Source organism: Clostridium neuense (assembly GCF_045310695.1).
In the GTDB taxonomy this organism is placed as follows: domain Bacteria; phylum Bacillota; class Clostridia; order Clostridiales; family Clostridiaceae; genus Clostridium_S; species Clostridium_S neuense.
Map to the genome: position 1 here is coordinate 262,818 of NZ_JBJIAA010000003.1, position 24,390 is coordinate 287,207.

Genomic DNA, 24,390 nt, shown 5'->3' on the forward strand with positions numbered 1-24,390 from the left:
TATTATTGTGAGAAAAGCAGCTAAAAAAGATATAAAAGATATTATGCAAATTATAAAAGAAACTATTGAAGAAATGAGGAGTTATAGTAACACTCAATGGGATGAAAATTATCCTAAGGAAGAAGATTTTACGAGTGATATTGAAAAAGGAGAACTGTTTGTAGTCGATAGAGATGGAAAATTGGCAGGGTTTGTGTGCATTAATAAGATAGAACCAGCTGAATATGGTGGATTAAGCTGGTCTTTTAATGGAGCTGCCATGGTTGTTCATAGAATGGCTGTTAATCCAAACTATAGAAGAAGTGGAGTTGGCACTGAATTAATGAAATTTGTTGATGACTTTGCATTAAAAAATAATATAAAGCATTTAAAAATTGATACATATTCAATAAATGCAAAAATGAATGATTTGATTGTAAAATGTAATTACAATTTTGTTGGGGAAATATATTTCCTGGGAAGGGAAAAACCTTTCTTTTGTTATGAAAAAATATTAAATTTATAATATGTATTTACTATTTTGCAATTTGATTTTAGTAAATTTGCTACTTGTTAATTTTTTAGGACATATGTATGTAGTATTTTTTCACAAATATAACTATAATATTTTTTATACTACTTTAGAACTAATAATTTTATGTATTGGCTATAGAAAGAGAGGATAAGACTATGTCCTATTTAAAAACTTATGTATATAAGTATTGGAAGGGATTTTTTACAGCAGTTTTTTTTGTTACCCTTGAAGCCTTGTGCGATTTAATGCAGCCTACTATAATGTCTAAAATTGTGGATAAAGGTGTTGCAAGCAGAAATCTTAATTATGTTTTGGAATTGGGAGGAGTCATGCTGCTTGTTACAGCTTTTGGTGCAGTGGCAGCTTCCATTAGAAATGTCATGGCTAGTAATGTTTCTCAAAAATTTGGAGCGGAGCTTAGAAGTGATTTATTTAAGAAAATACAAAATCTGTCTTTTGAGAATATCGACAAGTTTGAAGGTGCTTCTCTAGTTACGAGGCTCACAAATGATGTGACACAGGTGCAAAATTTTGTGAATGGGCTTATGAGAATATTTGTAAAAGCACCGCTTGTAGGGCTTGGAAGCATAATAATGGCAACTAGGCTTAATTTACGTCTCTCAATAATACTGTTTGTTATTGTACCAGTTGTAGGTGTTTTAATATACGTAAATATGAAATTTGCATACCCGTATTTTGTTAAAATGCAAAAAACACTCGATAATGTAAATTCAACTATGAGGGAATATTTATCAGGAGTAAGGGTTGTTAAAGCTTTTAATAGGTTTGATTATGAAGTGGAAAGGTTTCAAATTAAGAATGATGAATTTACCCAAACCTCAACTATAGCCATGAAGGTAACCTCTGTATTTACTCCTGCAATTGCTTTGATTGTAAACCTTGGTATTGTCATGGTTTTATGGATAGGAGGAATAAAGGTAAATAAAGGTAATATGCATGTTGGAGAAATAATAGCATTTACAAACTATATGACACAAATTTTATTTTCTCTAATGATGGTTACTAATGTATTTACTATGTTTGTAAGAGCAAAGGCATCTTCTCAGCGTATAGGAGAGGTATTCCTAGAAGAAAATTCTATGATGAATGGAAAAGAACTTACTATACCTTCTGAAAAGGAAACCCTTGAGTTTGAAGATGTATATTTTTCTTACAATAAAGATAAGGAACCAGTGTTAAAGGATATATCTTTTAGATTAGATAGGGGAGAGACAATTGGAGTAATAGGCTCCACTGGCTCAGGAAAGAGTACTCTTGTAAATTTAATACCAAGATTTTATGATTGTACAAATGGAAGGATAAAAATCCATGGGATGGATGTAAAAGACCTCAATTTTAAGTATTTGAGAGATAAGGTTGCTGTGGTTCCTCAAAAGGCTTTATTGTTTTCTGGTACTATAATGGAAAACCTGAAATGGGGAAATGAAAAGGCTAACTTTGAGGAAGTTAAAGAGGCTTCAAAGATTGCTATGGCACATGATTTTATTGAAAAACTCCCAGAAGGCTATGAAACTAAAATTGGACAGGGAGGAGTTAATCTTTCTGGAGGTCAAAAACAACGTGTTTCTATTGCAAGAGCCTTATTAAAAAGGTCTGAAATTCTTATTCTTGATGATTCTACTAGCGCAGTAGATACAGATACAGAGGTACAAATAAGGGAGGGGCTAAAGAAATATGCAAAGGATTTAAGCTGTATTTTGATAGCTCAAAGAATAACTTCTGTAATGAATGCAGATAAAATTATAGTTTTGGATAATGGACAAATAAAGGGCATTGGAAAACACGAAGAACTTCTTAAAAACTGTAGTATATACAAGGACATCTTTCTTTCACAAATAGGAAAGGAGATGATGTAAATGTCAGATGGCAAAAATACTAGTGTAAATGTACCTATCCCAGGCTTTAGAGGTAGAAGAAAAAATATGGGACCGGCTGAAAAACCCAAAAATTTTAAAAACACTTTAAAAAGATTGTGGGGTTACTTTGGATCTGAGAGGAAGACACTTATTATAATATTTCTTCTAACTATAGCAGATTCAACGGTGGTTCTTTTGGAACCGTATTTTATAGGACGCGCTGTTGATGCTATGTCAATAAGAAATGGAAAGGTAGATTTTAATCTTCTAACTATAATGATAGTAGCACTTACAGTATCATATCTTGGGGATGCAGTATTAGTATTAATTCAAGGCTTTTTAGTGTCAAGTTCTAGCCAGAGAATTGTTAAGAGTATGAGAAATAATCTATTTTTAAAACTTCAAAAGCTGCCTGTAATGTTTTTTGATACAAATTCTCATGGAGATATTATGAGTAGATTATCAAATGACATAGATAATGTAAGTACTACTATATCACAGTCTGCCATTCAACTTATGTCTGGAATCATAACCATAGTAGGTTCTCTTGTTATGATGATAATACTTAGTCCTTTACTTACTTTAGCCAGTTTAGTTACAGTTCCTTTGGTATTTTTACTTACAAAAAGCATTGCAAGGAAAACGGCAAAGCTTTTTAAAAGTCAGCAGATGGAGCTTGGAAAATTAAATGGTCATATAGAAGAAAACATATCTGGAATTCATGTGGTAAAAGCTTTTAATCATGAAGAAAAAACCATTAAAGAATTTGATAGTATAAATGATAGGCTATGTGAGATTGGATTAAAGGCACAGATATTTTCTGGATTTTTAATGCCAATAATGAATGTTATAAATAATATTGGCTTTGCAGCAGTTGCTGGTGTAGGTGGAATACTGGCAGTAGAAAATATGATTACTGTGGGCGTTATTGCAAGTTTTTTAAGCTATTCAAGACAGTTTGTAAGGCCTCTCAGCAATCTTGCTAATGTATTTAACACTCTTCAATCAGCAGTTGCTGGTGCTGAGAGAGTATTTGAGATACTGGATCAAAAAGAAGAAAAAGAGGATACAGTTGACGCTAAAAAAGTTGATAAAATTAATGGGCAAGTTAAATTTAAAAATGTGCATTTTGGTTATAGAAAAGATGTAGATATACTTAAAAATGTAAGTTTTGAGGCTAAGGCAGGTGAAACTATAGCTTTAGTAGGACCTACAGGAGCGGGTAAAACTACTATAGTAAATTTGCTTACAAGATTTTATGATGTAACTAAGGGTGAAATTTTCATAGATGGAATTAATATAAAAGATTTTACTCGTGATAGTCTTAGAAGATGTTTTGGGATAGTACTTCAAGACACTTACCTTTTTACAGGAACTATAAAAGAAAACATAAAGTATGGTAATTTATCAGCTTCTTATGAAAAGATAAAGCTGGCAGCTAAAATGGCTAATGCTCATGAATTTATAAAAAGACTTCCAAAGGGTTATGATACTGTTCTTTCTGAAAGTGGAGCAAATTTAAGTCAAGGTCAAAGGCAGCTTTTAGCTATTGCTAGAGCAATATTAACAGAACCATCTATATTGATATTAGATGAGGCTACCAGCAGTGTTGATACCAGAACGGAGTTAAAGATACAAGAAGCAATGCTCAAGCTTATGGAGGGAAGAACTAGTTTTATTATTGCTCATAGGCTAAGCACCATAAGAGATGCAGATAAGATAATGGTTATTGATGGCGGTAGAATAATTGAAATGGGAAGTCATGATGAACTTATAGCTAAAAAAGGTAAATATTATCATATGTATTTTAATCAATTTAAAAATAGCGAAGAGGAATAAAATTTATTAAAAAACGCATTGAGGAGACTTGATGCGTTTTTATGTATATTTACTTTATAATTTGATTTTTGTAAATAATATGATATAATTAAGTTATACAAATCATACTTTTCATACAAAACAAACAAGGTGGTGATGTAATATGAAACAACCAAAGGACAAGTATGCATGGACAGTAAAGATAGGTGAGAAAGGACAATTTGTTATTCCAAAAGAAGCTAGAGAGATTTTTGATATCAAACCAGGTGACACTATTATACTTCTTGGTGATAAAAATAAAGGAATCGCTATACCTCCAAAATCAATGATTACAGAATTATCGAAAAAAATTTTTGATAAAGATATCTCTAGAGAGGAGAAAGATGAATAATGAGTGTATTGGAAGTAAGAAATTTATGTAAGAAATATCCTGCCTTTGAGCTTAAGAATGTATCCTTTTCTCTTGAAAAAGGAAAGATTACGGGTTTTATAGGAAGAAATGGGGCAGGGAAATCTACAACTATAAAATCATTGTTTAACTTTGTTCATCCGGATAGTGGGGAAATTTTATTTTTTAATACAAACTTTAAAGAAAATGAATTTGAAGCTAAACAGCGGGTAGGTTTGGTTTCAGGTGGAGTTGATTATTACTCAAAGAAAAAAATTAAAGTAATTACTGAGGTTACTAAATCCTTTTATGATAAATGGGATAAGGCTGCATATTCTAAATATATGAATATGTTCAAACTTGATGAAAACAAAACGCCTGCACAGCTATCTGCAGGAATGAAGGTGAAATATGCCCTCACTCTTGCCTTGTCGCATAACGCACAGTTGCTTATTTTAGATGAGCCTACAAGTGGTCTTGATCCAGTTTCAAGAGACGAGCTTCTTGGGGTGTTTATGGAGCTTTGCAATAACGGAATTACCATATTTTTTTCGACGCACATTACCTCTGATCTGGACAAATGTGCAGATAACATTATATATATTAAAAATGGTGAAATTCTTGCTGAAGCGGATATTAAATCCTTTGTAGATAGTTATAAGGTTTTAGGATTAAGTCAAGCTCAATTGAATTCAAATTTACAGTCAAAGCTCATTGGTTTAAAAAGAAGTAAAAATGGTTTTTCTGCACTTATAAAAACAGAAGATGCTTTAGGAAATGGCATAAATTGCACAAGTGCTGATTTGGAATCAATTATGGTTCATCTTGAAAAGGAGGGAGAATAATGATAAAACTTTTAAGAAAAGAATTACTGCTCTGTATGCATCCTACAGCTCCCATTTTTTTAATTCTTTCCATGATGTTAATCATACCAAACTATCCTTATTATGTTGTGTTCTTTTATACAGGTTTAGCTGTGTTTTTTACCTGCTTAAATGGAAGAGAAAATAATGATGTTTTTTATACCATGACACTTCCAATTGCTAAAAAGTATATTGTAAAATCACGATTTGTTTTTGTAGTTCTTTTAGAGCTGCTTCAGATGCTTGTAGCGGTACCATTTGCTATTATTAGGCAGCTTATGCCTTTGCCAGGTAATCAAGTTGGTATGGATGCCAATATTGCTTTATTTGGATTATCCTTTATAATGTTTGCATTATTTAATTATATCTTCTTTGGAATTTACTATAAGAATGTTGACAAAGTAGGGAAAGCCTTTGGATTATCGAGTATTGCCGTATTTATTTATATTGCGGTTGCTGAGACCTGTGCTCATGTTATACCCTTTGTAAGAGATTATTTGGATACAAAAGATCCAAAGTATATAACTTATAAGCTTATTGTACTTGCAGTTGGAATAGTGATTTATGCACTTATAACATATAGTACCTATAAAAAGTCAGTTAGATCTTTTGAAGTGCTGGACTTGTAGAATATAGTTCTCCTTGTAATTATTTTTGCGTATTGAAAAGTATAAATAATAAAAGTGGAGTGATAATAATAATATAAAAATCCAACGATTTTATTATATGTACTTGAGAAAATATTACAGGGAGATTAACTAATGGTTAAAAAGTTTTTAGATGTTTTATTAGGAGAAGCCTTGACTAATGAGCAAGGAAGCCATGAAAAATACAATATTCCTTTTGGGCTGGCGATTATGGCTAGTGATGCAATATCATCTGTAGCTTATGCTGCTCAAGAGATTCTTTTTGTACTTATAGTTTTAGGAGCAGCTGCATATAAGTGGCTAACTTGGACTTCTTTTATGATTATTGGTCTATTAGTAATACTTACAATTTCGTATATACAAATCATAAGAGCTTATCCCCAAGGAGGAGGAGCTTATAAGGTGGCAAGAGAAAATTTAGGTACTAGAGCTGGTTTGTCTGCTGGCGCAGGTTTGATAATAAGCTATATACTTACGGTTGCAGTTAGTGCCAGTGCCGGTGCAGATGCTATTATTTCTGCATTTAGTGTACTTTCGCAGTATAAGATTGCTTTTGTTGTAGGAATAATTATTATTTTGACTATATTAAATTTAAGAGGTATAAGCGAATCATCTAAAATATTTGCTATACCTACATATATATTCATTTTAAGTATGCTTTTAATGATAATTTACGGACTTTTTAAATACTTTGTCTTAGGCATTCACCCTGCACCTATATATGCTATTCCTAAGGGAACTGTAGGAAATTTATCAATATTTCTTATTTTAAGAGCTTTTTCCTCTGGATGTTCTGCATTAACTGGGGTGGAGGCAGTGAGTAATTCTGTACCAAATTTCCAGGAACCTAGTCAAAAAAATGCTAAGATTGTTATGATATTGTTAGCAATTTTGATATTTTTCATATTTGGAGGTACTTCAATTCTTGCAATATTTTATACAGCTGTTCCAATTGAAAATGGACCTACAGTTGTGTCACAAATAGCTTTTGGAATTTTTAATAAAGGTATAATGTATTACGTAATACAATTCAGTACAGCTGTAATTTTGCTTATGGCATGTAATACGGCATATACAGGCTTTCCAATGCTTATGTACATAGTGGGGAAGGATGGTTTTGCTCCAAGACAATTTACTATAAGAGGGAAAAGACTAAGTTTCTCATTTGGAATTGGTGCATTATCCTTTATAGCCTGCTTACTAGTTATTTTATTTAAAGCAGATACTCATAGGCTAATTCCACTATATGCTATTGGAGTTTTTATATCATTTACTTTAGGGCAATTTGGCATGGTAAATCACTGGATAAAAGAAAAAAATAAAGGTTGGAAGAAGAGTGCTGTTATTAATGGAATTGGCGCTTTAGTTACTTTATTTACGACAATAGTAATTTTGATTGAAAAATTTAGTCAAGGTGCTTATGTAGTTGTAATTTTAATTCCAATTATAATTATAATTCAGACAAGAATTAAAGTTCATTACAATAGGGTTGCATTGGGATTAAGCATTAGTAATTTAAATTTAAAGAAGATAAATTTAAGAGTAAAGTATAAGCATTTAATTATAGTTCCAATTGCAAGCTTAAATAAGGCTGCTATAGGTGCACTTCAATATGCGCAAAGTGTAAGTGAAAATGTTATTGCAATTAATATTTCCACTGATAAAGAAGCTATGGAAAAATTAAAGCGTAAGTGGGGTGAATTAGATACTAATATAATGCTTGTTACAAAATATTCTCCTTTTAGAACTGTAATTAATCCTTTGATAAAGAATATTGAATTAATTGCAGCAACAACTGATAAAAATGAAAAGATAACGGTAATAGTACCTCAATTTGTTACTAAAGAAAAATGGGGAGAGATTTTACATAACCATACAAGTTTTTTTATAAGAGAAACTTTGCTGAACAATGATAATATAATTGTATCTACTTTTCCTTATCATTTATCGGATGAAGAGGATAAATCTAATAATCATTAATTATTGATTTTGCAACTTTTATGTGTCTGGTTAAATATTTTAAAAACCTCAAAATAAATTTTAAATAATTAAGTATAGTGTATTTTTGATATTGACTTAGAGTTAACTGTATGGTGTATACTTTAAATGAAAAGTAAATGTCTTTCTGAATTGAGTTATAAATATAATTAACAAGGATAAGACAAATAACTTTTAAAATACTTGTATAATAATAATTTTATAACATAAAATTATTATATTTGTAGGGAGGAAGAAGTATGGAGAATTTTAAGTTTAATGCTTACACAGAAATGTTATTTGGAAAAGGTCAAATAGCGCAGTTGTCAGAGGTTTTAAAGAGATATGGCAAAAATGTATTACTTGCATATGGTGGAGGAAGTATTAAAAAAAATGGAATTTATGATAAAGTTCAAAGCCTGTTAAAAGATTTTACTATTGTAGAATTAAGTGGTATTGAACCAAATCCGAGGATTGAAACAGTAAGACGCGGAGTAGAGCTTTGCAGAGAAAATAAAATTGATGTTATTTTAGCTGTTGGTGGAGGAAGTACAATTGATTGTGCAAAGGTTGTAGGAGCTGCCTATTATTATGATGGAGATGCATGGGATGTAGTTGCTGATCCATCTAAGATAGATAAAGTTTTACCTATTGTAACAATTTTAACAATGGCTGCAACTGGTTCTGAAATGAATAAAAATGCAGTGATTTCAAAAATGGATACTAACGAAAAGCTTGGAACAGCATCTTGGAATATGATACCTCAAACATCTATTTTGGACCCGGAATATTTATACACGGTACCAGCAATTCAAACTGCAGCAGGCTGTGCAGATATTATGTCACATGTAATTGAAGGATATTTTAGCAAGACAACAGATGCATTTGTTCAAGATAAATTTGCAGAAGGATTACTACAAACTTGTATAAAATATTGTCCTATTGCACTAAAGGAACCAAGAAATTATGAAGCACGTGCTAACATAATGTGGGCAAGTTCTATGGCACTTAATGGACTTTGTGGAAGTGGTAAGGTTGGAGGATGGACTTGTCATCCAATCGAGCATGAACTAAGTGCATATTACGATATTACACATGGAGTAGGTTTAGCAATTGTAACACCAAGGTGGATGAGATATATTTTAAGTGAAGCAACAGTAGATAAGTTTGTAGATTATGCTGTTAATGTATGGCATTTACAGCCTAGCAATGATAAATTTGCACTTGCAAATGCAGGAATAGATGCAACAGAAAAATTCTTTAAAGATTGCAATATTCCAATGACTTTAAGTGAACTTGGAATAGATAAATCAAATTTGAGGAAGATGGCAGAAGCAGCAGTTAAACATGGTAGATTAGAATATGCTTATGTTGCATTGAACTCAGATGATGTATATAAAATTTTAGAAATGTGTATTTAGAATTTGTAATTTAAAATGAAGGGGCTGTGTCACTAAAAAATTGTTGAATAATGATTCATAAATTTTTAGTGACACAGCCCCTTTTTAGATTTTAAACTTTGATACTTCTTTACTTAAATTGGAGGCACTATCTTTAGATTTTTTAATTTTTGTAACTATTTCGTTAGAGCTTTCTGTGATGCTTATGGTTTTTTGAGCAATATTTGTTGCTCCATCAGCACCTTCATTAGAAGCTATAGATACTTGCTCTATTGTTTTTGATAATTCATGAATTGATGCTAAAAGTTCTTCAGAGGCGGAACTAAAACTTAATATTATGCTATTTAGAAAGTCTGCATCCTTACTATATTTATTAGCCACGTCAAGCATTGAGGTATAATCTTTTTGTATGTCTACTGATACAAAATTTAGTAAAGCGTTTGAACTTGAGGCTAAATCATTTACCGAACTAGTAACTTTTTCGGCAGTATTCTGTATTTTTATAATTGTATTTTTGGTTTCTTCTGCAAGTTTTCTTATTTCCTCTGCAACAACTGCAAAACCTTTTCCAGCTTCTCCAGCTCTTGCTGCTTCAATAGCTGCATTTAATGCTAAAAGGTTGGTTTGCGAAGAAATTTCTATAATATCATCAGATAGTATTTTGATTTCATCTACTACTTTTGAGTTTCTTATAGAAGCTTCTAATTTGCTTTTGGTTGATGAAAGCATATCTAGTGATTTTTGCTGTGACATTATAACATTATTTTTTGTGGTGGTAGCTCTTTCGTTTATTCCTTGAACTTGTACAGTGCTCTCTCTAGATTTTTCTGATATAGACTTAATAACTTTTTCTATTTCATCACCTGATGCATGCATTTCTTCAGCAGAAGCTGCTGTTTCTTCCATTGCTGCGGATAACTCTTCGGTAGTTGCAGATACATCCTCTATATTGTTATTTAAAATGTGAGTATTATCTAAAATATCATCTACAACTGATTTAACGATATTAGATTCCTGCTTTACATTATTGCTTAGAAGCTTCAGTGAGTTTTGCATAATGGTAATTGCATTTACAATATCGCCTATTTCATCCCTTCGCTTTTTTAATTTTTCGGGAGAATCTTCTGAAAAATCACCTTTTGCTGCGAGTTTTAGATGTTTTATAGATAAAATTAGTGGTGTTGCAATTGCATTTGATATAATAATAGTTAATATACAACCAGCAACTATAGATACAATAAATATTAATATCATTAGCTTAAGGGAATTACGTGCATCATTGCTATTTGCGATTTTTAAATTGTTTGCTTTCTTTATACTGTATAGTGCAATGTTTTTTAAGTTTTCATTAAAAGTCTCGTTGTTCTTTTTAACAGAATTTAAACTTTTTTTGGCCTCATCTGTTTTCCCAGCTTCAGCTAGTTTTATCGCTTCATTTCTTACCTTTGTATATTCTTCGTAATTTTTTTCAACAATAGGAAGCTTATCATTTTCATACTTATCTAAGCCTATATTTTTAAAATTTTTTAAATTTTCTGAAAATATTTTCTCTCTTGATTCAATATCCTTTATTAATTTCTCACTTTGTTCAGATTTATTGTTTGAATTTAGTAGAATGTAATAAGTATCTGCCTCCATGGCTCTTGCTTGATTTCTGTTATCGTTTAACCATTCAATAGCTAATAGGCTTTGATTGTACATTGTTTCCATACCTTTATTAGCTTTAGAGATGTAGTGGTATCCTGTAAAACACATAATAGCAATCAGCGTCGACATAATTGTCGAAAAAAATACTAATTTCCATTTTACTTTTAAATTATTCATAATACACCTCACAATATTATAATTATATTTTAATGAAATTATACATAATAAATATAATTTTATCAACTAAAAGTGAATAAAAATAAAAAAGTATTTATTAGACTATTTTATAGACAAGTTAATTGAAAAAGGTTAAACTTTAATAAGTACATTTTAATAAAAGGAGAATTTTGATGAAAGGTAATAGGTTACTAAAATGGACATGTTTGATTATGATGGCTTTGATTGCAGTAATAGCATATTTTTCATTAAATCATAAGGAAAAATTGGTGGTATATATTCAGAATAATCAAACGATAAACAGTAACAAATTGATAAAAATTCAGTTCAATAAACAAATATCTTTTGATGGTGATACCAAACAAGGAATTACCGTGAAGGATGATAAAGGACATATAATTAATGTGACGCTTGATTTTGAAAATGATAGAAGAAGTATTTTTATTAATCCACCAGTACAAGGTTATGTTCCAGGTGAAAAGTATACCTTAAATATTTCAAAAAATGTTCATAGCAATAATTTAAGATTAAACAAAAGTTTAAATGCTAATTTTAATGTGAGCAATCAAAATATTCCTAAACCAATAAAAGTAAATAGAGAAGCTAAGTATGGAGATATAGTTGGGATTACTTATAATATTGACGTATATAAATATGAACATTATGGTATTTATATTGGCGATAACAAGGTAATTCATTATAATAGTCCAGATGGTACTATGAAAAATGCTAAAATTGAAATAGGAGATATGAAAGGCAATTTTCCAAAAGGTAGGTATTTTGTTCTTGACTTTGGGTCTAATGCCAAATATTCAGCAAAAGATACAATTGAAAGGGCTAAATCAAGAATCGGAGAAAAAAGCTATAATTTACTTACTAATAATTGTGAACACTTTGCTGTATGGTGTAAAACGGGTAATGCTAAGTCTTATCAAATTGATAATTTAAGTGAATCTCAGCTGCGGCTCATTAAAGCTTATGTAGATACAGGTATAATACCCTATAAAGTTCCTTATTAATTCAAACTATATTTATAATAACGGTTTTAATAATAGTTAAGTAACTAATAGATAAAATTGCATAATATATATAAAAAATCTTGACAGTATAAAAATTAGGTAATATAATTATTAAAAAGTTAAGGAATAAATACGTAGATTGAGAAAAGTAGATTCTGTGGCATCTAGTAAGAGACCTATCATTTGCTGGGAGGTAGGATTTGCGAAGGAATTGAAAATCACTCATGAGTAGTTCACTGAAGATATTATTTATTGTGTAAGTGTTATCGGTAGCAACCGTTATATTGCCGAATATTAAAGGAAATTTCCGTAGATATTTTGAGGGGTTACTTTTTAAGTAGCAAATAGAGTGGTACCGCAAGTTTAAGACTTTGTCTCTAAGAAATTGAGACAAGGTCTTTTTTATTTTTTTAAATAGCCAAATGTAATAAAGAAAGCTATGTTTTAAATAAGTGTAAAAATCAGCGCTATTTAAAACAGAGCCTATAAAAATAATAAAAATATTTAGGGGGCAAATTAAATGAGTAGTTATAGCGTATTTTTACCAAGTTATAGTATAGGAGACGATGTATATAAGGAGATTGCCAAGATTTGTGGACCTTATGGAAAGAAAGCAGTAGTGGTTGGCGGGAAAACAGCGATGACAAAAGCAAAAGAGGCACTTTTAGAAGGAGTTAAAGGTTCAAATATAGAAATATTGGACTTCATATGGTTTGGTGGGGACTCATCATACGAAAATGTTGAAATGCTAAAGAAAAATCCAGTTGTTGCAGCTGCAGATATGATATTTGCAGTTGGTGGTGGAAGGAGTGTGGATACAAGTAAGACAATGTGTGATCAAACTGGGCAAGCATTATTTGTATTTCCAACAATAGCTTCAAATTGTGCTGCTATAACTGCAACAACGGTAATATACGATGCAAATCATGTGTTTAAGGAGTTGTATTTTACTAAAAAACCAGCAGTACATTGCTTTATTAATACAAAAATAATAGCAGAAGCACCGGATCATTTTATTTGGGCAGGTATAGGAGATGCATTGTCGAAAGAATATGAATGTACATTTTCCTCAAGAGGAGATGAATTAGATCATACAAATCTCTTAGGAGTTGATATAAGCCGAAACTGTGTAGAACCACTTTTAAAATATGGTAAAAAAGCTTATGAAGATGTTAAGAGTAACAAAGTATCATATGAATTAGAACAGGTTGTTCTTAATATAATAATTACTACAGGACTTGTATCGGTTTTTGTAATAAATGATTACAATAGTTGTCTTGCACATTCCGTATACTATGGATGCACAACATTAGAAAATATAGAGAAAAATCATTTTCATGGTGAGGTAGTGTCTTATGGAGTTTTAGTTATGCTAACATGTGACAAGCAGTATCAAGAACGTGATAGAATTTATAAATTTAATAAGAGTATAGGACTTCCAACTAAACTTGAGGATATAGAGGTTGAAGAAAAAGATATGGATAAAGTACTAGATAAGGCAATGGAAACAGGTGATATAAAGCATGTTCCATATAAAATAACAAGGGAAATGATATATGAGGCAATGATGGAATTAGAAAAGTTAAATTGTAACTTATAATTATGTTTATAACACTATTTGTGTTAAATAAATATATTTTAAATTTGCTTAGAAAAGATAATGTAATAATATACGAAAGCTTGTTAAAATATGTAGACAAACCATGATATATATAATACAATGAAAACATAGAATATTTTAGTTAAAAAGCAAATTCATTGAAAAATGAAGACGCAAAGCCATGAGTCTAAGGTAATAATGCTATGATTGTCAGGTTGCTATAAATTAATAAGTATTTGCTGTCCAATAATTAAATTATGTTTTTATAGTAAACATTATGTATTGTGGGATGGGAAATTATGCATTTAGTAAGAGTAAGCAACTTGTTTTGCTTACTTTTTTTATAATATAAAAAGAAGGGGGTTTATAGGGGGGAAATATTAATTGTTTTAAATATAAATATAAAGGTGGTTGATATGTTATGGAATCTTTTAAAAATATTAAAACCAGTCTGAAATTGTTATTATACTTTACAATTATGATTTTGATTTCAACTTTTTTAGGGTACTTTTCTAATATAATTTTTAAAGAAAAAACTGTTAATTCAATTTTGTTAGTTATATTCACTGTTATTATTCTTGTAATAATCTCATATTTTTTAATAAATAATGAAGTTACAAAACCTATAGAAGAGGCAAATGAAGTTCTTAACAAAATGGCAAACAATGATTATACTGTTGAGGTCAAAGGAAATTATTCTGGTACAATGCGGGAGTTAGCTTTAAACGTTAATGATGTTAGACTAAGATTTTTAAGTATACAAGGCATATGTACTAATATCTCTAATGGAGATATTAGTGATTTGGAGAAGCTAGAAAAGATAGGAAAAAGATCGGAAAAGGATAAGATGATACCTGATCTTATTAAGATGATAAAAAGTATCAAGGATATTTGTGAAGAAATAGAAGTAATAACTAACTCTGCTATGAATGGAGACATTCATATTCATGGACAAGAAGATAACTTTAAGGGAAATTACAAAACAATAGTTAGAGGTATAAATAATCTTTTAGATACTTTGGTGGCACCATTACAAGAAGCTATCACCATTTTAGATAGAATGGCAGTAAATGATTTTACCTTGGAAATGGAAGGTGAATATAAAGGCTCTATAAAAAAATTTGCACAGTCTATTAATGATGTTAAAACAAGATTATTAAGCGTGCAGGATGGATTTGTAAGAGTTGCTAAAGGGGACACAAGTAGGCTTGAAGAATTTAAAAGTGTAGGTAAAAGATCTGAAAATGATAAGCTTGTTCCTGCTTGTATAGCAACAATGCAGGCTATACATAGTTTAATTAATGAATCGAAAATGCTTGCAAGTAGTGCAATAAATGGACAATTAGATGTTAGAGGTAATGATGATCAATTTGAAGGTAGTTATAAAGAGATAATTTTAGGGATAAATAACATGCTTGATTCTGCGATTGCACCTGTAAAGGAAGCTTCAAATGTACTTGGAGAAATGGAAAAGGGTAATTTTAAAGCAAGGATGAATGGTAACTACAAAGGAGATCATGCTGTTATTAAAAATGCACTTAATAATACCATGGATTCTATTGGTTCATATATAGATGAAATTTCTAGTGTGCTTATAAAAATGGCAGAAGGAAATATTGATGTAACTATATCAAGGGATTATGTAGGAGATTTTATTGAAATTAAAAACTCATTGAATGAAATTATAAATTCTTTTAATAAGATTCTAAATGATATGAATACTTCTTCACAACAAGTTGCATCTGGAGCTAGGCAAGTATCAGATTCAGCGCAAGCTTTATCGCAAGGTTCTACAGAGCAGGCAAGCTCCGTAGAAGAATTAACAGCCTCCTTAGAGGAAATAGCTGCACAAACAAAGCAAAATGCTGAAAATGCTGAGCAGGCTAATAAAATGGCGTTAGCTGCTAAGGACAATGCACTTAATGGTAATATTCATATGCAAGAGATGCTAAAATCGATAAATGAAATAAATGAAGCTTCGAGTAATATTTCAAAAATTATAAAGGTTATAGATGATATTGCATTTCAAACAAATATTCTTGCACTTAATGCAGCAGTAGAAGCTGCTAGAGCAGGTCAGCAAGGAAAAGGATTTGCCGTAGTAGCAGAAGAAGTTAGAAATTTAGCAGCAAGAAGTGCAAATGCGGCTAAAGAAACTACAGCACTAATTGAAAGTTCAATTAAAAAAGCAGAAAATGGCACCCAAATAGCTGATGATACTGCAGAGGCTTTAAATAAAATTGTTGATGCTGTTTCGGATGCTACTAGTCTTGTAAGCGAAATAGCAAGAGCATCTAATGAACAGGCGGCAGGTATTTCTCAAATAAATGATGGCATTATGCAGGTGTCACAAGTTGTGCAGACTAATTCTGCGACTGCTGAAGAGAGTGCAGCTGCAAGTGAAGAATTATCAAGTCAGGCAGAGATTCTTAAAGGCTTGGTTAATGGTTTTAAGCTAAAAAAAGGCAATTTAGATAAATATGAAGTTGATAAGATAAATCCTCAAGTGTTAAAAATGCTTGAAAATATGTCTGTTAAGCAAAATGAAGATGTAGATGATATTAACTCTGAATTCGATAAGCATAAGTTTAAGATTGATTTAAGTGATGGAGAATTTGGGAAATACTAATGCAATATGAGATATGCTTTATAGTGAAACTAAAGGTAAATTTATTGAAATGAGTTATTTTACTTACCATACGTTATAAGTATGGTAAGTTTTATATATATTTTTTATGGTATCAATATAAGTGGAAAGATGTTTATAGCATCAGTGAATTAGGAGGCTCCATTACAACTGTAGCTATTGCTTACAATAAAATTAATTTTGGTAATTAAACATTGATCGCTTTTTAGTGGTATAATAAGAATGTATGTTTGGCGATTAAATTAGGATAATAAATAGTGAAGGAGAGGTGCAATTTGGAAAGTAATGTTTTTAGTTATTTAAATAAGAACTATAGATATTTAAATAATTATTTAAGAGAATTAGATGAAATAGTATTTACATCCCCATATAAAGCAATTATTAAAGGTAGAAGTTTTACTGAAAATTTAACTAAAGAAGTATGTAAACTAGAGGGGTATTCTTTATTAAATACGACAACTCAAGCTGGAAGATTAAGAAAGTTAGAGAGTGAAGGGATACTTAAAGGCAAGATATATAGAACATTTAATAAAGTCAGAAGAATGGGGACTAGAGGAGAATATAATGATAAAGAAAAGGAATTAGAAGCAAGTTTAAATATGCATAGATATGCTTATAATATAGCATGCTGGTTTATTAAAAATTATATTGATCATGAATTTGAAGTGGTTACATATAAATATCCAACTCCACCTAAAGATAGCAATGTAGAAATGGCATCAAATTTAATAAAAAAAATGATTAAAGAAACACAAAAATCCCAAGAAATTAATAAAAGTTATGAGAAAATGATTGATTATTTAGATACAAATGAAAAGGCACAAGATATCTTTGAAAATTTTCTAATTGAAAGTATTATTGATAATAAGGAAATCGATAAAAAATGCTTAGTGCAAGAATTCTCTAAAATACAAGAAGCATTAGATAAGTAGGCACATCTAAAATATTAGAATTTTGAAGTAAAGTGTGTTGTTAGAGATAAACCGCTTGAAACTTCTTTTTTCTAATACCAATTCTTTCTTCGTCAAAGAAAATTTCAAAATTCTTCTTTTATTAAAGTATCTAAGTGATGAAAACTTGAAAATATTATAAGAATTTAACTATATCTCTTTAACTTTTAAAACTTTATAAGGAAAAAAAGCAGAAATCAAAATATTCCAGGTTTAGGACTTGGATTTTCGATTTCTAAATATAAGTTAAGGCTCATGGAGTATTTGTAAAATGCACTGAATCTTCATCAAAATGGACAATTATTGCTTTAGTCTTACAATATAAGTATCATGAAGTAACAATGCTTCGTCACATTAAAAAAGCTCATTCATGTCTACGAAATTTCTATAAACAGTTAGATTTTAAATTTATTTACTTCATCATTAAGTTTATTTACAATCTCATTGAGATTACTAGCAAAATTATATACGCTTTCAGAAGATGCATACAATTCTTCTGAGGATGCGGATATTTCCTCAGAGGATGCAGAGGTTTCCTCCGATATTGCTGTTAAAGCGTCAAGCTTATTTAAAATATTTTCTTTTGATTTTATAATCACAGCTATAGATTTATAGGTATCGTCAATTAAAGGAGTTACATTTTTTATTGCAGATAACATACCCTCAAAAGATGAGATTGTGTTTGTTACAGTATGAGATTGATTTTTAAATACCTTTTTAACGTTATTTGAGGTTAATATTACATTTTGTGTTTCTCTACTTATGCTTGTAATAAGGCTGTGTATTTGTTCAGTAGAATTTTTCGATTGCTCGGCTAATTCCCTAACTTCATCGGCAACTACTGCAAATCCTTTTCCAGCTTCACCTGCTCGTGCAGCTTCTATTGCAGCATTTAAAGCTAATAAATTTGTTTGCTCTGATATTTCATTTATTACATCTGTTATTTCCCCAACTTTTGAAACGCTGGAGTTTAGAGTTTCTATTTTTTCTGCTACCATTTCAAAAGATTTATTAACATCATTTATAGAATTAAGAAGTATGTTTATCTCATTTTTACCTTCACTTGCCTTGTCTCTTGTAATGTTTGAGCTTTCATTGACTTTTGAAAGTTTATTATTCATAGTATCTAGTTCCTTAGCAAAATCAGATACTATATTAGAAATATCGACAAGATTATTAGCTTGTTCGGTTGCACCGCTAGCTACATCCTGTATGGACATTGCAACTTCATTTGAAGCATTTTTCATATTATCTGAATTAGAGCTCAATTCAGATGACATGCTGCTAACAGTTGTGGTCTCATTTTTTATTGTATAAATGGTGGATTTTAGGCTTTTAGCCATATTTTTAAATGAACTTGCAAGTAAGCCTATTTCATCTGAAGTATAAACTGTTATTTCATTATTTAATTCTCCATTAGCTATTCGCTTTGAAGCCTTAACTAGATCAGTTAAAGGGGCAGTTATTCCCTTTGATATTTTTATAAGTATAAGTGAAAACAAAACAAAGGCCGCCATTGATATTAAAACTATTATAATAACAGTGGCATAAACTGTTGCTTCTACATTTTTCATTGACATGCCAATGTCTACAGCACCAATAATATTTCCATCATCATATACTGGTACAATTATGTCATAAACATGAACGCCATAGTCTGTGTATTGGGATGAATATATTTTCCCAGTTGATATTGCAGTTTTACTTCCAATATCACTTAAAGTTTTTCCTATTTCTTTTTTATTACTATCTGCTTCAACACTTAAATCTTTGTTCATATATAATGCGTATACTATAGATTTATTCTTAACTATATCATCTATTAAATTTTGAGATTTTAGGTCATTTGTTAATTTTTCTACTTTGTTTGCTAAAATTCCTATTTGAACTAAACCACCATTAGGATTTCTTATATATCCATATTTATAGTAATTATTATTATCAACACTCTTTCTTATATTTTCCATAAGCTCATCTTTTTCACCTTTGAGAACAGGATAGCATATATCTTTGTTTCCAAAAGGACTTGAAGTTAAACTGCTTTCCAGATTAGAATATATTATTGTACCCGATGCGTCTGTAAAGTTTATTTCATCTACATTAAATTGCTTTGCTAAAGTTTTTAAATAATCATTGGTTACACTGGTTTTATTGGCAATTATGAAAGTTCCAAGTGTTCTTATTCTTTCATCAATAGATTCATTCAGAGAATCAGTTGATGCTTTATTTTTACCCATGTCCTTAGATATTTGATTTGCCATATTAATTCCATCAGACTTCATTTGAGAAAGTATTTTATTTCGTGATATTCCTATTGATGTAGAGGCTATAATTGCTATAATTATGAACATTATAATAATAGGTATGAATAAAATTCTTACCTTTATAGAGTTACTTATTTTTTTCTTCATTATTAATATCTCCTTTTGTTAATTATAATACTAAAATTTTATATGATGACATTATAATTATACTACATTTATAACTACAAAACATTGTAAATAATACAAAAAGCATCAAAATATGCATGATTTTATATACACAATTAAACATATTTTGATGTTTTTTTACTAAAATATATCTTTTTATTTATGCAGATATTATTTATAATAATATTATTAAACACAATATAAAATTATAAAATAAACAAAAAGTATAAATATTGAGGTATTAACCATTGACATAATTGAATTGTATATCTAGAATTAATTAAGGAAAATACTCAAAAGATGTGTAATAAATTTAAGTGATGTATGGAGGAAAAAAATGAGTAATAGTCAAATGTTTACCCATATTAATGGTGAATTGGGTTTAATTGTATTGGAGAGTTGCAAGGAACTAGGAGAAAAAATTAATGAACACATTAAAGCAAGAAGAAAAGTAGAGGGAAATTTCTTATTACCAGCTAGGGAAATTCGTTTTTCTAATGGTGAGGGAAAAGTAAAGCTTACTGAATCAGTTAGAGGAAAGGACATTTACATACTTTGTGATATAGGAAATTATAGTTGTACATATAGCATGTTTGGAATAGAAAATCACAAAGGACCAGATGAACATTTCCAGGACATTAAAAGAACTGTTTCTGCTATAAGGGGAAAGGCTAGGAGAATAACAGTTATAATGCCACTTTTATATGAATCAAGACAGCATAGGAGAAAAGGAAGAGAGTCCTTGGATTGTGCGTTAGCATTGCAAGAATTAGAAAGGTTAGGTGTACAAGAAATATTAACCTTCGATGCTCATGATCCAAATGTTCAAAATGCAATTCCATTATTGTCATTTGAAAACTTATATCCAACATATGATATTTTAAAAACTATTATAACAGAAGAAAAAAATATAGAAATACATAAAGATAATATGCTTGTTATAAGCCCAGATACAGGTGCAATGGATAGAGCTATATACTATTCAAGTGTACTTGGAGTAGATGTAGGATTATTTTATAAAAGAAGAGATCATTCTACTATTGTTAATGGAAAAAATCCTATTGTTAAGCACGAATATATGGGAAGAGATGTTGAAAATCAAGATGTTTTAATAGTTGATGATATGATTGCATCTGGAGAATCTGTTCTTGATATAGCAAAGGAATTAAAATCAAGAAAAGCAGGGAATGTTTATATTGCCACTACTTTTGCATTCTTTACTGAAGGTCTTAAAAAGTTTCAGGAATATTATGATAATGGAATAATAACTAGAGTTTATTCTACAAATTTAACATATATATCACCAGAACTTGAAAAGGCTGAGTGGTTTAAGAGAGTTGATATGTCAGAATTTATAGCAAGGATAATAAATAGATTGAACAAGGATCAATCTATTGCTAAGTTTATGGATGCTACTTATGTTATACAGGAGCTTCTAGAAAACAAGGTAAGTAAGTAGATATATAATTCTAATAAAAGTAAAGTTAATTCGATAAAAATCCAAGTAATTTAATTGCTTGGATTTTTATTTACAGTAAATGGCATTGACTCTAATATAAACTTGAATTATTATGTAATATAATGAATTGAATTTTTTGAATAGTTAACAAATTTAATTAATGGGGTGAAAAATATGGGGAAAATAAAATGGGCCATACTGGGACCTGGGAATATTGCAGAAGAGTTTACTAAAGCTTTAATGGAAAGTGATTCAGAAGTATATGCAGTTGGATCGCGATCATATGAACGGGCAAAAAAGTTTGCTGATACTTATAATATTAAAAAGGCTTATGGTAATTATGAACAAATGTTACGAGATGAGGACATAGATGCAGTTTATATTTCAACTCCTCATTGTAATCATTATTACTACATAATGGAGAGCCTTAAAAATAATAAGCATGTATTATGTGAAAAAGCAATAACTGTAAATGAAAAACAGTTGAAAAAGCTAGTTAATTTAGCAGTAGAAAAAAACTTAGTTCTTGCAGAAGCTATGACAATATATCATATGCCTCTATATAAAAAGCTTCATAATATTGTTGCTTCGGGACAAATAGGAAAACTCAAGATGATTGAAGTTTCATTTGGAAGCTGCAAAGAATACGATGTTAAAAGTAGATTTTTTGATAAAGAATTAGCTGGAGGTGCACTTTTAGATATAGGGACTTATGCACTGTCATTTGCAAGATATTTTCTTTCAAGCAATCCTAATGAAATTTTAACTTCAGTTAAGAAATTTGAAACTGGGGTAGATGAACAAGCTGGAATAGTACTTAAAAACTCCATGGATGAAATGGCAGTTATTTCACTTACTATGAGAGCTAAGATGCCTAAAGTAGGAATTATTGCAGGAGAACTTGGATATATAATGGTAGAGGATTTTCCAAGAGCAGATAGAGCGGTTATAAATTATACAGATGGAAGGACAGATGTTCTTCAAATTGGTGAGAGACCAAAGGCACTAAATTATGAAATTGAGTATATGAATAGTTGTATTACGGCTAAATTTGATGAAAGTACATTGAATTTATCTATTGATGTAATGAGCATGATGGATACGATTAGAAAGCAGTGGAAAATAAAATATCCTTTTGAATAATTGGAATAATCATTTTTTTATAAAGTGTAGGTGGATTAATAAAAATATAAATCCGCCTACTTTTTTTATAGAGAAGAATTAAATTTATAATAAACAGCCAAAATATAATAAATAAAATATTAATTATATTGTGCTAGGAGGAATTTAAGTGGCGGATAAAAATGTTGTAAGAATTATTCCATTAGGTGGGCTTGGAGAAATAGGAAAAAATATAACAGCAATTGAGTATAAGGACGAGATAATAGTAATAGATTGTGGAGTAGCCTTTCCAGATGAAGAAATGTATGGTGTAGATATGGTTATTCCAGATGTAAGCTATTTAATTGATAACAAAGAAAAAGTAAAAGGTATTTTTCTTACCCATGGGCATGAGGACCATATTGGATCTCTACCATATATTCTAAAGGAAATAAATGTTCCTGTTTATGGTACTAGATTGACCTTAGGGCTAGTGGAAAACAAATTAAAAGAACATAATATGGTTTCAGACTGTACTTTAAATTGTGTAGAAGCTGGAGATATAGTAAAACTAGATAATTTGAAAATAGAGTTTATAAGAAATACTCATAGTATAGCTGATTCCTGCTGCCTTGCAATTCACACTCCTGTTGGTGTGATATTCCATACTGGAGATTTTAAAATTGATTATACACCAATTGATGGACTTGGTACAGATTTAGAACGTATTGCAACACTTGGCAAAAAAAAGGTTTTGCTCCTTATGGCAGATAGTACTAATGTAGAACGTAAAGGTCACTCAATTTCTGAAAAGTCTATAGGAGTGAAGCTTCAAAGAATTTTTTCGGAAGCTAGAGGTAGGGTTATTGTAGCTACATTTGCATCAAATATACATAGGATGCAGCAAATAATTAATGCTTCTTTGAAATATGAAAGAAAAATAGCTTTTAGTGGAAGAAGTATGGAAAATGTATCGGAGGTAGCAACATCCCTTGAATATCTACACATACCTGAGGGAGCATCTATAAGTGTTGACGAAATAAATAATTATCCCAATGAAAAAGTAACTATAATAACTACAGGTAGTCAGGGAGAAGCTATGTCGGCGCTTGCAAGAATAGCGTTTGGAAATCATAGAAAAATAAAAATAGAACCAAATGATTTATTTATTATTTCAGCATCTCCAATCCCAGGAAATGAAAAATTAATATCTAGGGTAATAAATAAACTTCTTAAGGGTGGTGCTAAAGTAATATATAAGGCTTTAGAAGAGGTGCATGTATCAGGTCACGCATATCAAGAAGAGTTAAAATTAATGCATACTCTGGTTCATCCTAAATATTTTATGCCAGTTCATGGAGAGTACAGACATTTGAAATTCCATGCAGAACTTGCAGAGAGCATGGGCATGAAAAAGGAAAATATATTTATTATGGAAACAGGCCAAGTTTTAGAATTGTCTAGTAAGAAGGCAGCTATTTCTGGTAAGGTTCGTACAGGAGATGTTTTTGTTGATGGACTTGGTGTAGGTGATGTAGGGAGTTTAGTGCTTAGAGATAGAAAGCATTTAGCTAAGGATGGAATTTTGACAATAGTTGTTACTATAGAAAGGGATACACATAGCATTATAGCAGGACCGGATATAATTACTAGAGGCTTTGTATATGTAAAGGAATCGGAAGATTTAATCAGTGAGGCTAAAGAAATATCAAGAAGAGAATTAGATAATTGTCTTAAAAATGAGATTATTGAGTGGTATATTTTAAAGGATAGCACGAAAAGAGCTGTAGAAAAATTTTTATATGGAAAGACGAAAAGAAGGCCAATAGTACTTCCAATAATTATGGAAATCTAAAATATTAATTATACGTAATTTG

The 24,390-nt window shown here is 30.2% G+C and carries 17 protein-coding genes, 1 riboswitch and 1 other annotated feature; of the genes, 15 read left to right on the plus strand and 2 right to left on the minus strand.

Features of this window, described 5'->3' with window-relative positions; all coding sequences use genetic code 11:
- Positions 1-7 precede the first annotated feature (7 nt).
- The 8 genes from ACJDT4_RS05000 (at position 8) to ACJDT4_RS05035 (ending at position 9,505) form a co-directional block, all read left to right on the plus strand.
- Positions 8-505 (plus strand): GNAT family N-acetyltransferase, encoded by a 498-nt coding sequence (locus tag ACJDT4_RS05000; RefSeq protein ID WP_406786433.1) that lies wholly within the window; start codon positions 8-10, stop codon positions 503-505.
- A 164-nt stretch (positions 506-669) separates the two neighbouring features.
- Positions 670-2,391, plus strand: coding sequence for an ABC transporter ATP-binding protein (locus tag ACJDT4_RS05005; protein ID WP_406786434.1), 1,722 nt, complete (start codon positions 670-672; stop codon positions 2,389-2,391).
- Entirely contained in the window at positions 2,392-4,230 is a 1,839-nt protein-coding gene (locus tag ACJDT4_RS05010; RefSeq protein WP_406786435.1) for an ABC transporter ATP-binding protein, read from the plus strand.
- Positions 4,231-4,372: 142 nt separating this feature from the next.
- Entirely contained in the window at positions 4,373-4,600 is a 228-nt protein-coding gene (locus tag ACJDT4_RS05015; RefSeq protein WP_406786436.1) for an AbrB/MazE/SpoVT family DNA-binding domain-containing protein, read from the plus strand.
- Positions 4,600-5,442 (plus strand): ABC transporter ATP-binding protein, encoded by an 843-nt coding sequence (locus tag ACJDT4_RS05020; RefSeq protein ID WP_406786437.1) that lies wholly within the window; start codon positions 4,600-4,602, stop codon positions 5,440-5,442. Before ACJDT4_RS05015 ends, ACJDT4_RS05020 begins: the two co-directional genes overlap by 1 nt.
- Positions 5,442-6,089, plus strand: coding sequence for an ABC-2 transporter permease (locus tag ACJDT4_RS05025; RefSeq protein WP_406786438.1), 648 nt, complete (start codon positions 5,442-5,444; stop codon positions 6,087-6,089). Before ACJDT4_RS05020 ends, ACJDT4_RS05025 begins: the two co-directional genes overlap by 1 nt.
- 132 nt (positions 6,090-6,221) lie before the next feature.
- On the plus strand, positions 6,222-8,087 hold the full coding sequence (locus ACJDT4_RS05030; RefSeq protein WP_406786439.1) for an APC family permease: 1,866 nt from the start codon (positions 6,222-6,224) through the stop codon (positions 8,085-8,087).
- Between the two features lie 257 nt (positions 8,088-8,344).
- On the plus strand, positions 8,345-9,505 hold the full coding sequence (locus ACJDT4_RS05035) for an iron-containing alcohol dehydrogenase (RefSeq protein WP_406786440.1): 1,161 nt from the start codon (positions 8,345-8,347) through the stop codon (positions 9,503-9,505).
- 84 nt (positions 9,506-9,589) lie between these two features.
- On the opposite strand, the gene ACJDT4_RS05040 is transcribed toward ACJDT4_RS05035, so the two are convergent.
- Positions 9,590-11,308 carry a methyl-accepting chemotaxis protein gene (locus tag ACJDT4_RS05040; RefSeq protein ID WP_406786441.1) on the minus strand — a complete coding sequence of 573 codons (1,719 nt, stop codon included), beginning with the start codon at positions 11,306-11,308 and terminating at the stop codon, positions 9,590-9,592.
- A 173-nt stretch (positions 11,309-11,481) separates the two neighbouring features.
- Here ACJDT4_RS05040 and ACJDT4_RS05045 point away from each other — a divergent pair, with 173 nt between their 5' ends.
- The 4 genes from ACJDT4_RS05045 to ACJDT4_RS05060 all read left to right on the plus strand — a co-directional run bounded on the left by ACJDT4_RS05045 (position 11,482) and on the right by ACJDT4_RS05060 (position 17,506).
- Positions 11,482-12,327, plus strand: coding sequence for a lecithin retinol acyltransferase family protein (locus ACJDT4_RS05045; protein WP_406786442.1), 846 nt, complete (start codon positions 11,482-11,484; stop codon positions 12,325-12,327).
- A gap of 126 nt (positions 12,328-12,453) precedes the next feature.
- Positions 12,454-12,709, plus strand: a binding site (T-box leader).
- A gap of 138 nt (positions 12,710-12,847) precedes the next feature.
- Positions 12,848-13,927 (plus strand): iron-containing alcohol dehydrogenase family protein, encoded by a 1,080-nt coding sequence (locus tag ACJDT4_RS05050; protein WP_406786443.1) that lies wholly within the window; start codon positions 12,848-12,850, stop codon positions 13,925-13,927.
- 138 nt (positions 13,928-14,065) lie between these two features.
- Positions 14,066-14,150: riboswitch (cyclic di-GMP riboswitch) on the plus strand.
- A 198-nt stretch (positions 14,151-14,348) separates the two neighbouring features.
- Entirely contained in the window at positions 14,349-16,556 is a 2,208-nt protein-coding gene (locus ACJDT4_RS05055; protein WP_406786444.1) for a methyl-accepting chemotaxis protein, read from the plus strand.
- Between the two features lie 293 nt (positions 16,557-16,849).
- On the plus strand, positions 16,850-17,506 hold the full coding sequence (locus ACJDT4_RS05060; RefSeq protein WP_406786445.1) for a hypothetical protein: 657 nt from the start codon (positions 16,850-16,852) through the stop codon (positions 17,504-17,506).
- 413 nt (positions 17,507-17,919) lie between these two features.
- Here ACJDT4_RS05060 and ACJDT4_RS05065 read toward each other — a convergent pair whose 3' ends face one another.
- Positions 17,920-19,935, minus strand: coding sequence for a methyl-accepting chemotaxis protein (locus ACJDT4_RS05065; protein WP_406786446.1), 2,016 nt, complete (start codon positions 19,933-19,935; stop codon positions 17,920-17,922).
- A 355-nt stretch (positions 19,936-20,290) separates the two neighbouring features.
- Between ACJDT4_RS05065 and ACJDT4_RS05070 the strand changes: the two genes are divergently transcribed.
- The 3 genes from ACJDT4_RS05070 to ACJDT4_RS05080 all read left to right on the plus strand — a co-directional run bounded on the left by ACJDT4_RS05070 (position 20,291) and on the right by ACJDT4_RS05080 (position 24,368).
- On the plus strand, positions 20,291-21,412 hold the full coding sequence (locus ACJDT4_RS05070; RefSeq protein WP_406786447.1) for a ribose-phosphate pyrophosphokinase: 1,122 nt from the start codon (positions 20,291-20,293) through the stop codon (positions 21,410-21,412).
- 174 nt (positions 21,413-21,586) lie between these two features.
- Positions 21,587-22,555 (plus strand): Gfo/Idh/MocA family protein, encoded by a 969-nt coding sequence (locus tag ACJDT4_RS05075; protein WP_406786448.1) that lies wholly within the window; start codon positions 21,587-21,589, stop codon positions 22,553-22,555.
- 148 nt (positions 22,556-22,703) lie between these two features.
- A complete protein-coding gene (locus ACJDT4_RS05080; protein WP_406786449.1) occupies positions 22,704-24,368 on the plus strand; it encodes a ribonuclease J in 1,665 nt (554 codons plus the stop codon).
- The last annotated feature ends 22 nt before the right edge of the window (positions 24,369-24,390 follow it).

What these genes read in the sequence shown, in the direction of transcription:
- ACJDT4_RS05010 (WP_406786435.1), top strand. Translation starts at nt 2,392, where the DNA reads ATGTCAGATGGCAAAAATACTAGTGTAAATGTACCTATCCCAGGCTTT.
- ACJDT4_RS05005 (WP_406786434.1), top strand. Translation starts at nt 670, where the DNA reads ATGTCCTATTTAAAAACTTATGTATATAAGTATTGGAAGGGATTTTTT.
- ACJDT4_RS05075 (WP_406786448.1), top strand. Translation starts at nt 21,587, where the DNA reads ATGGGGAAAATAAAATGGGCCATACTGGGACCTGGGAATATTGCAGAA.
- ACJDT4_RS05055 (WP_406786444.1), top strand. Translation starts at nt 14,349, where the DNA reads ATGGAATCTTTTAAAAATATTAAAACCAGTCTGAAATTGTTATTATAC.
- ACJDT4_RS05065 (WP_406786446.1), bottom strand. Translation starts at nt 19,935, where the DNA reads ATGAAGAAAAAAATAAGTAACTCTATAAAGGTAAGAATTTTATTCATA.
- ACJDT4_RS05050 (WP_406786443.1), top strand. Translation starts at nt 12,848, where the DNA reads ATGAGTAGTTATAGCGTATTTTTACCAAGTTATAGTATAGGAGACGAT.
- ACJDT4_RS05070 (WP_406786447.1), top strand. Translation starts at nt 20,291, where the DNA reads ATGAGTAATAGTCAAATGTTTACCCATATTAATGGTGAATTGGGTTTA.
- ACJDT4_RS05020 (WP_406786437.1), top strand. Translation starts at nt 4,600, where the DNA reads ATGAGTGTATTGGAAGTAAGAAATTTATGTAAGAAATATCCTGCCTTT.
- ACJDT4_RS05040 (WP_406786441.1), bottom strand. Translation starts at nt 11,308, where the DNA reads ATGAATAATTTAAAAGTAAAATGGAAATTAGTATTTTTTTCGACAATT.
- ACJDT4_RS05045 (WP_406786442.1), top strand. Translation starts at nt 11,482, where the DNA reads ATGAAAGGTAATAGGTTACTAAAATGGACATGTTTGATTATGATGGCT.
- ACJDT4_RS05030 (WP_406786439.1), top strand. Translation starts at nt 6,222, where the DNA reads ATGGTTAAAAAGTTTTTAGATGTTTTATTAGGAGAAGCCTTGACTAAT.
- ACJDT4_RS05035 (WP_406786440.1), top strand. Translation starts at nt 8,345, where the DNA reads ATGGAGAATTTTAAGTTTAATGCTTACACAGAAATGTTATTTGGAAAA.
- ACJDT4_RS05025 (WP_406786438.1), top strand. Translation starts at nt 5,442, where the DNA reads ATGATAAAACTTTTAAGAAAAGAATTACTGCTCTGTATGCATCCTACA.
- ACJDT4_RS05015 (WP_406786436.1), top strand. Translation starts at nt 4,373, where the DNA reads ATGAAACAACCAAAGGACAAGTATGCATGGACAGTAAAGATAGGTGAG.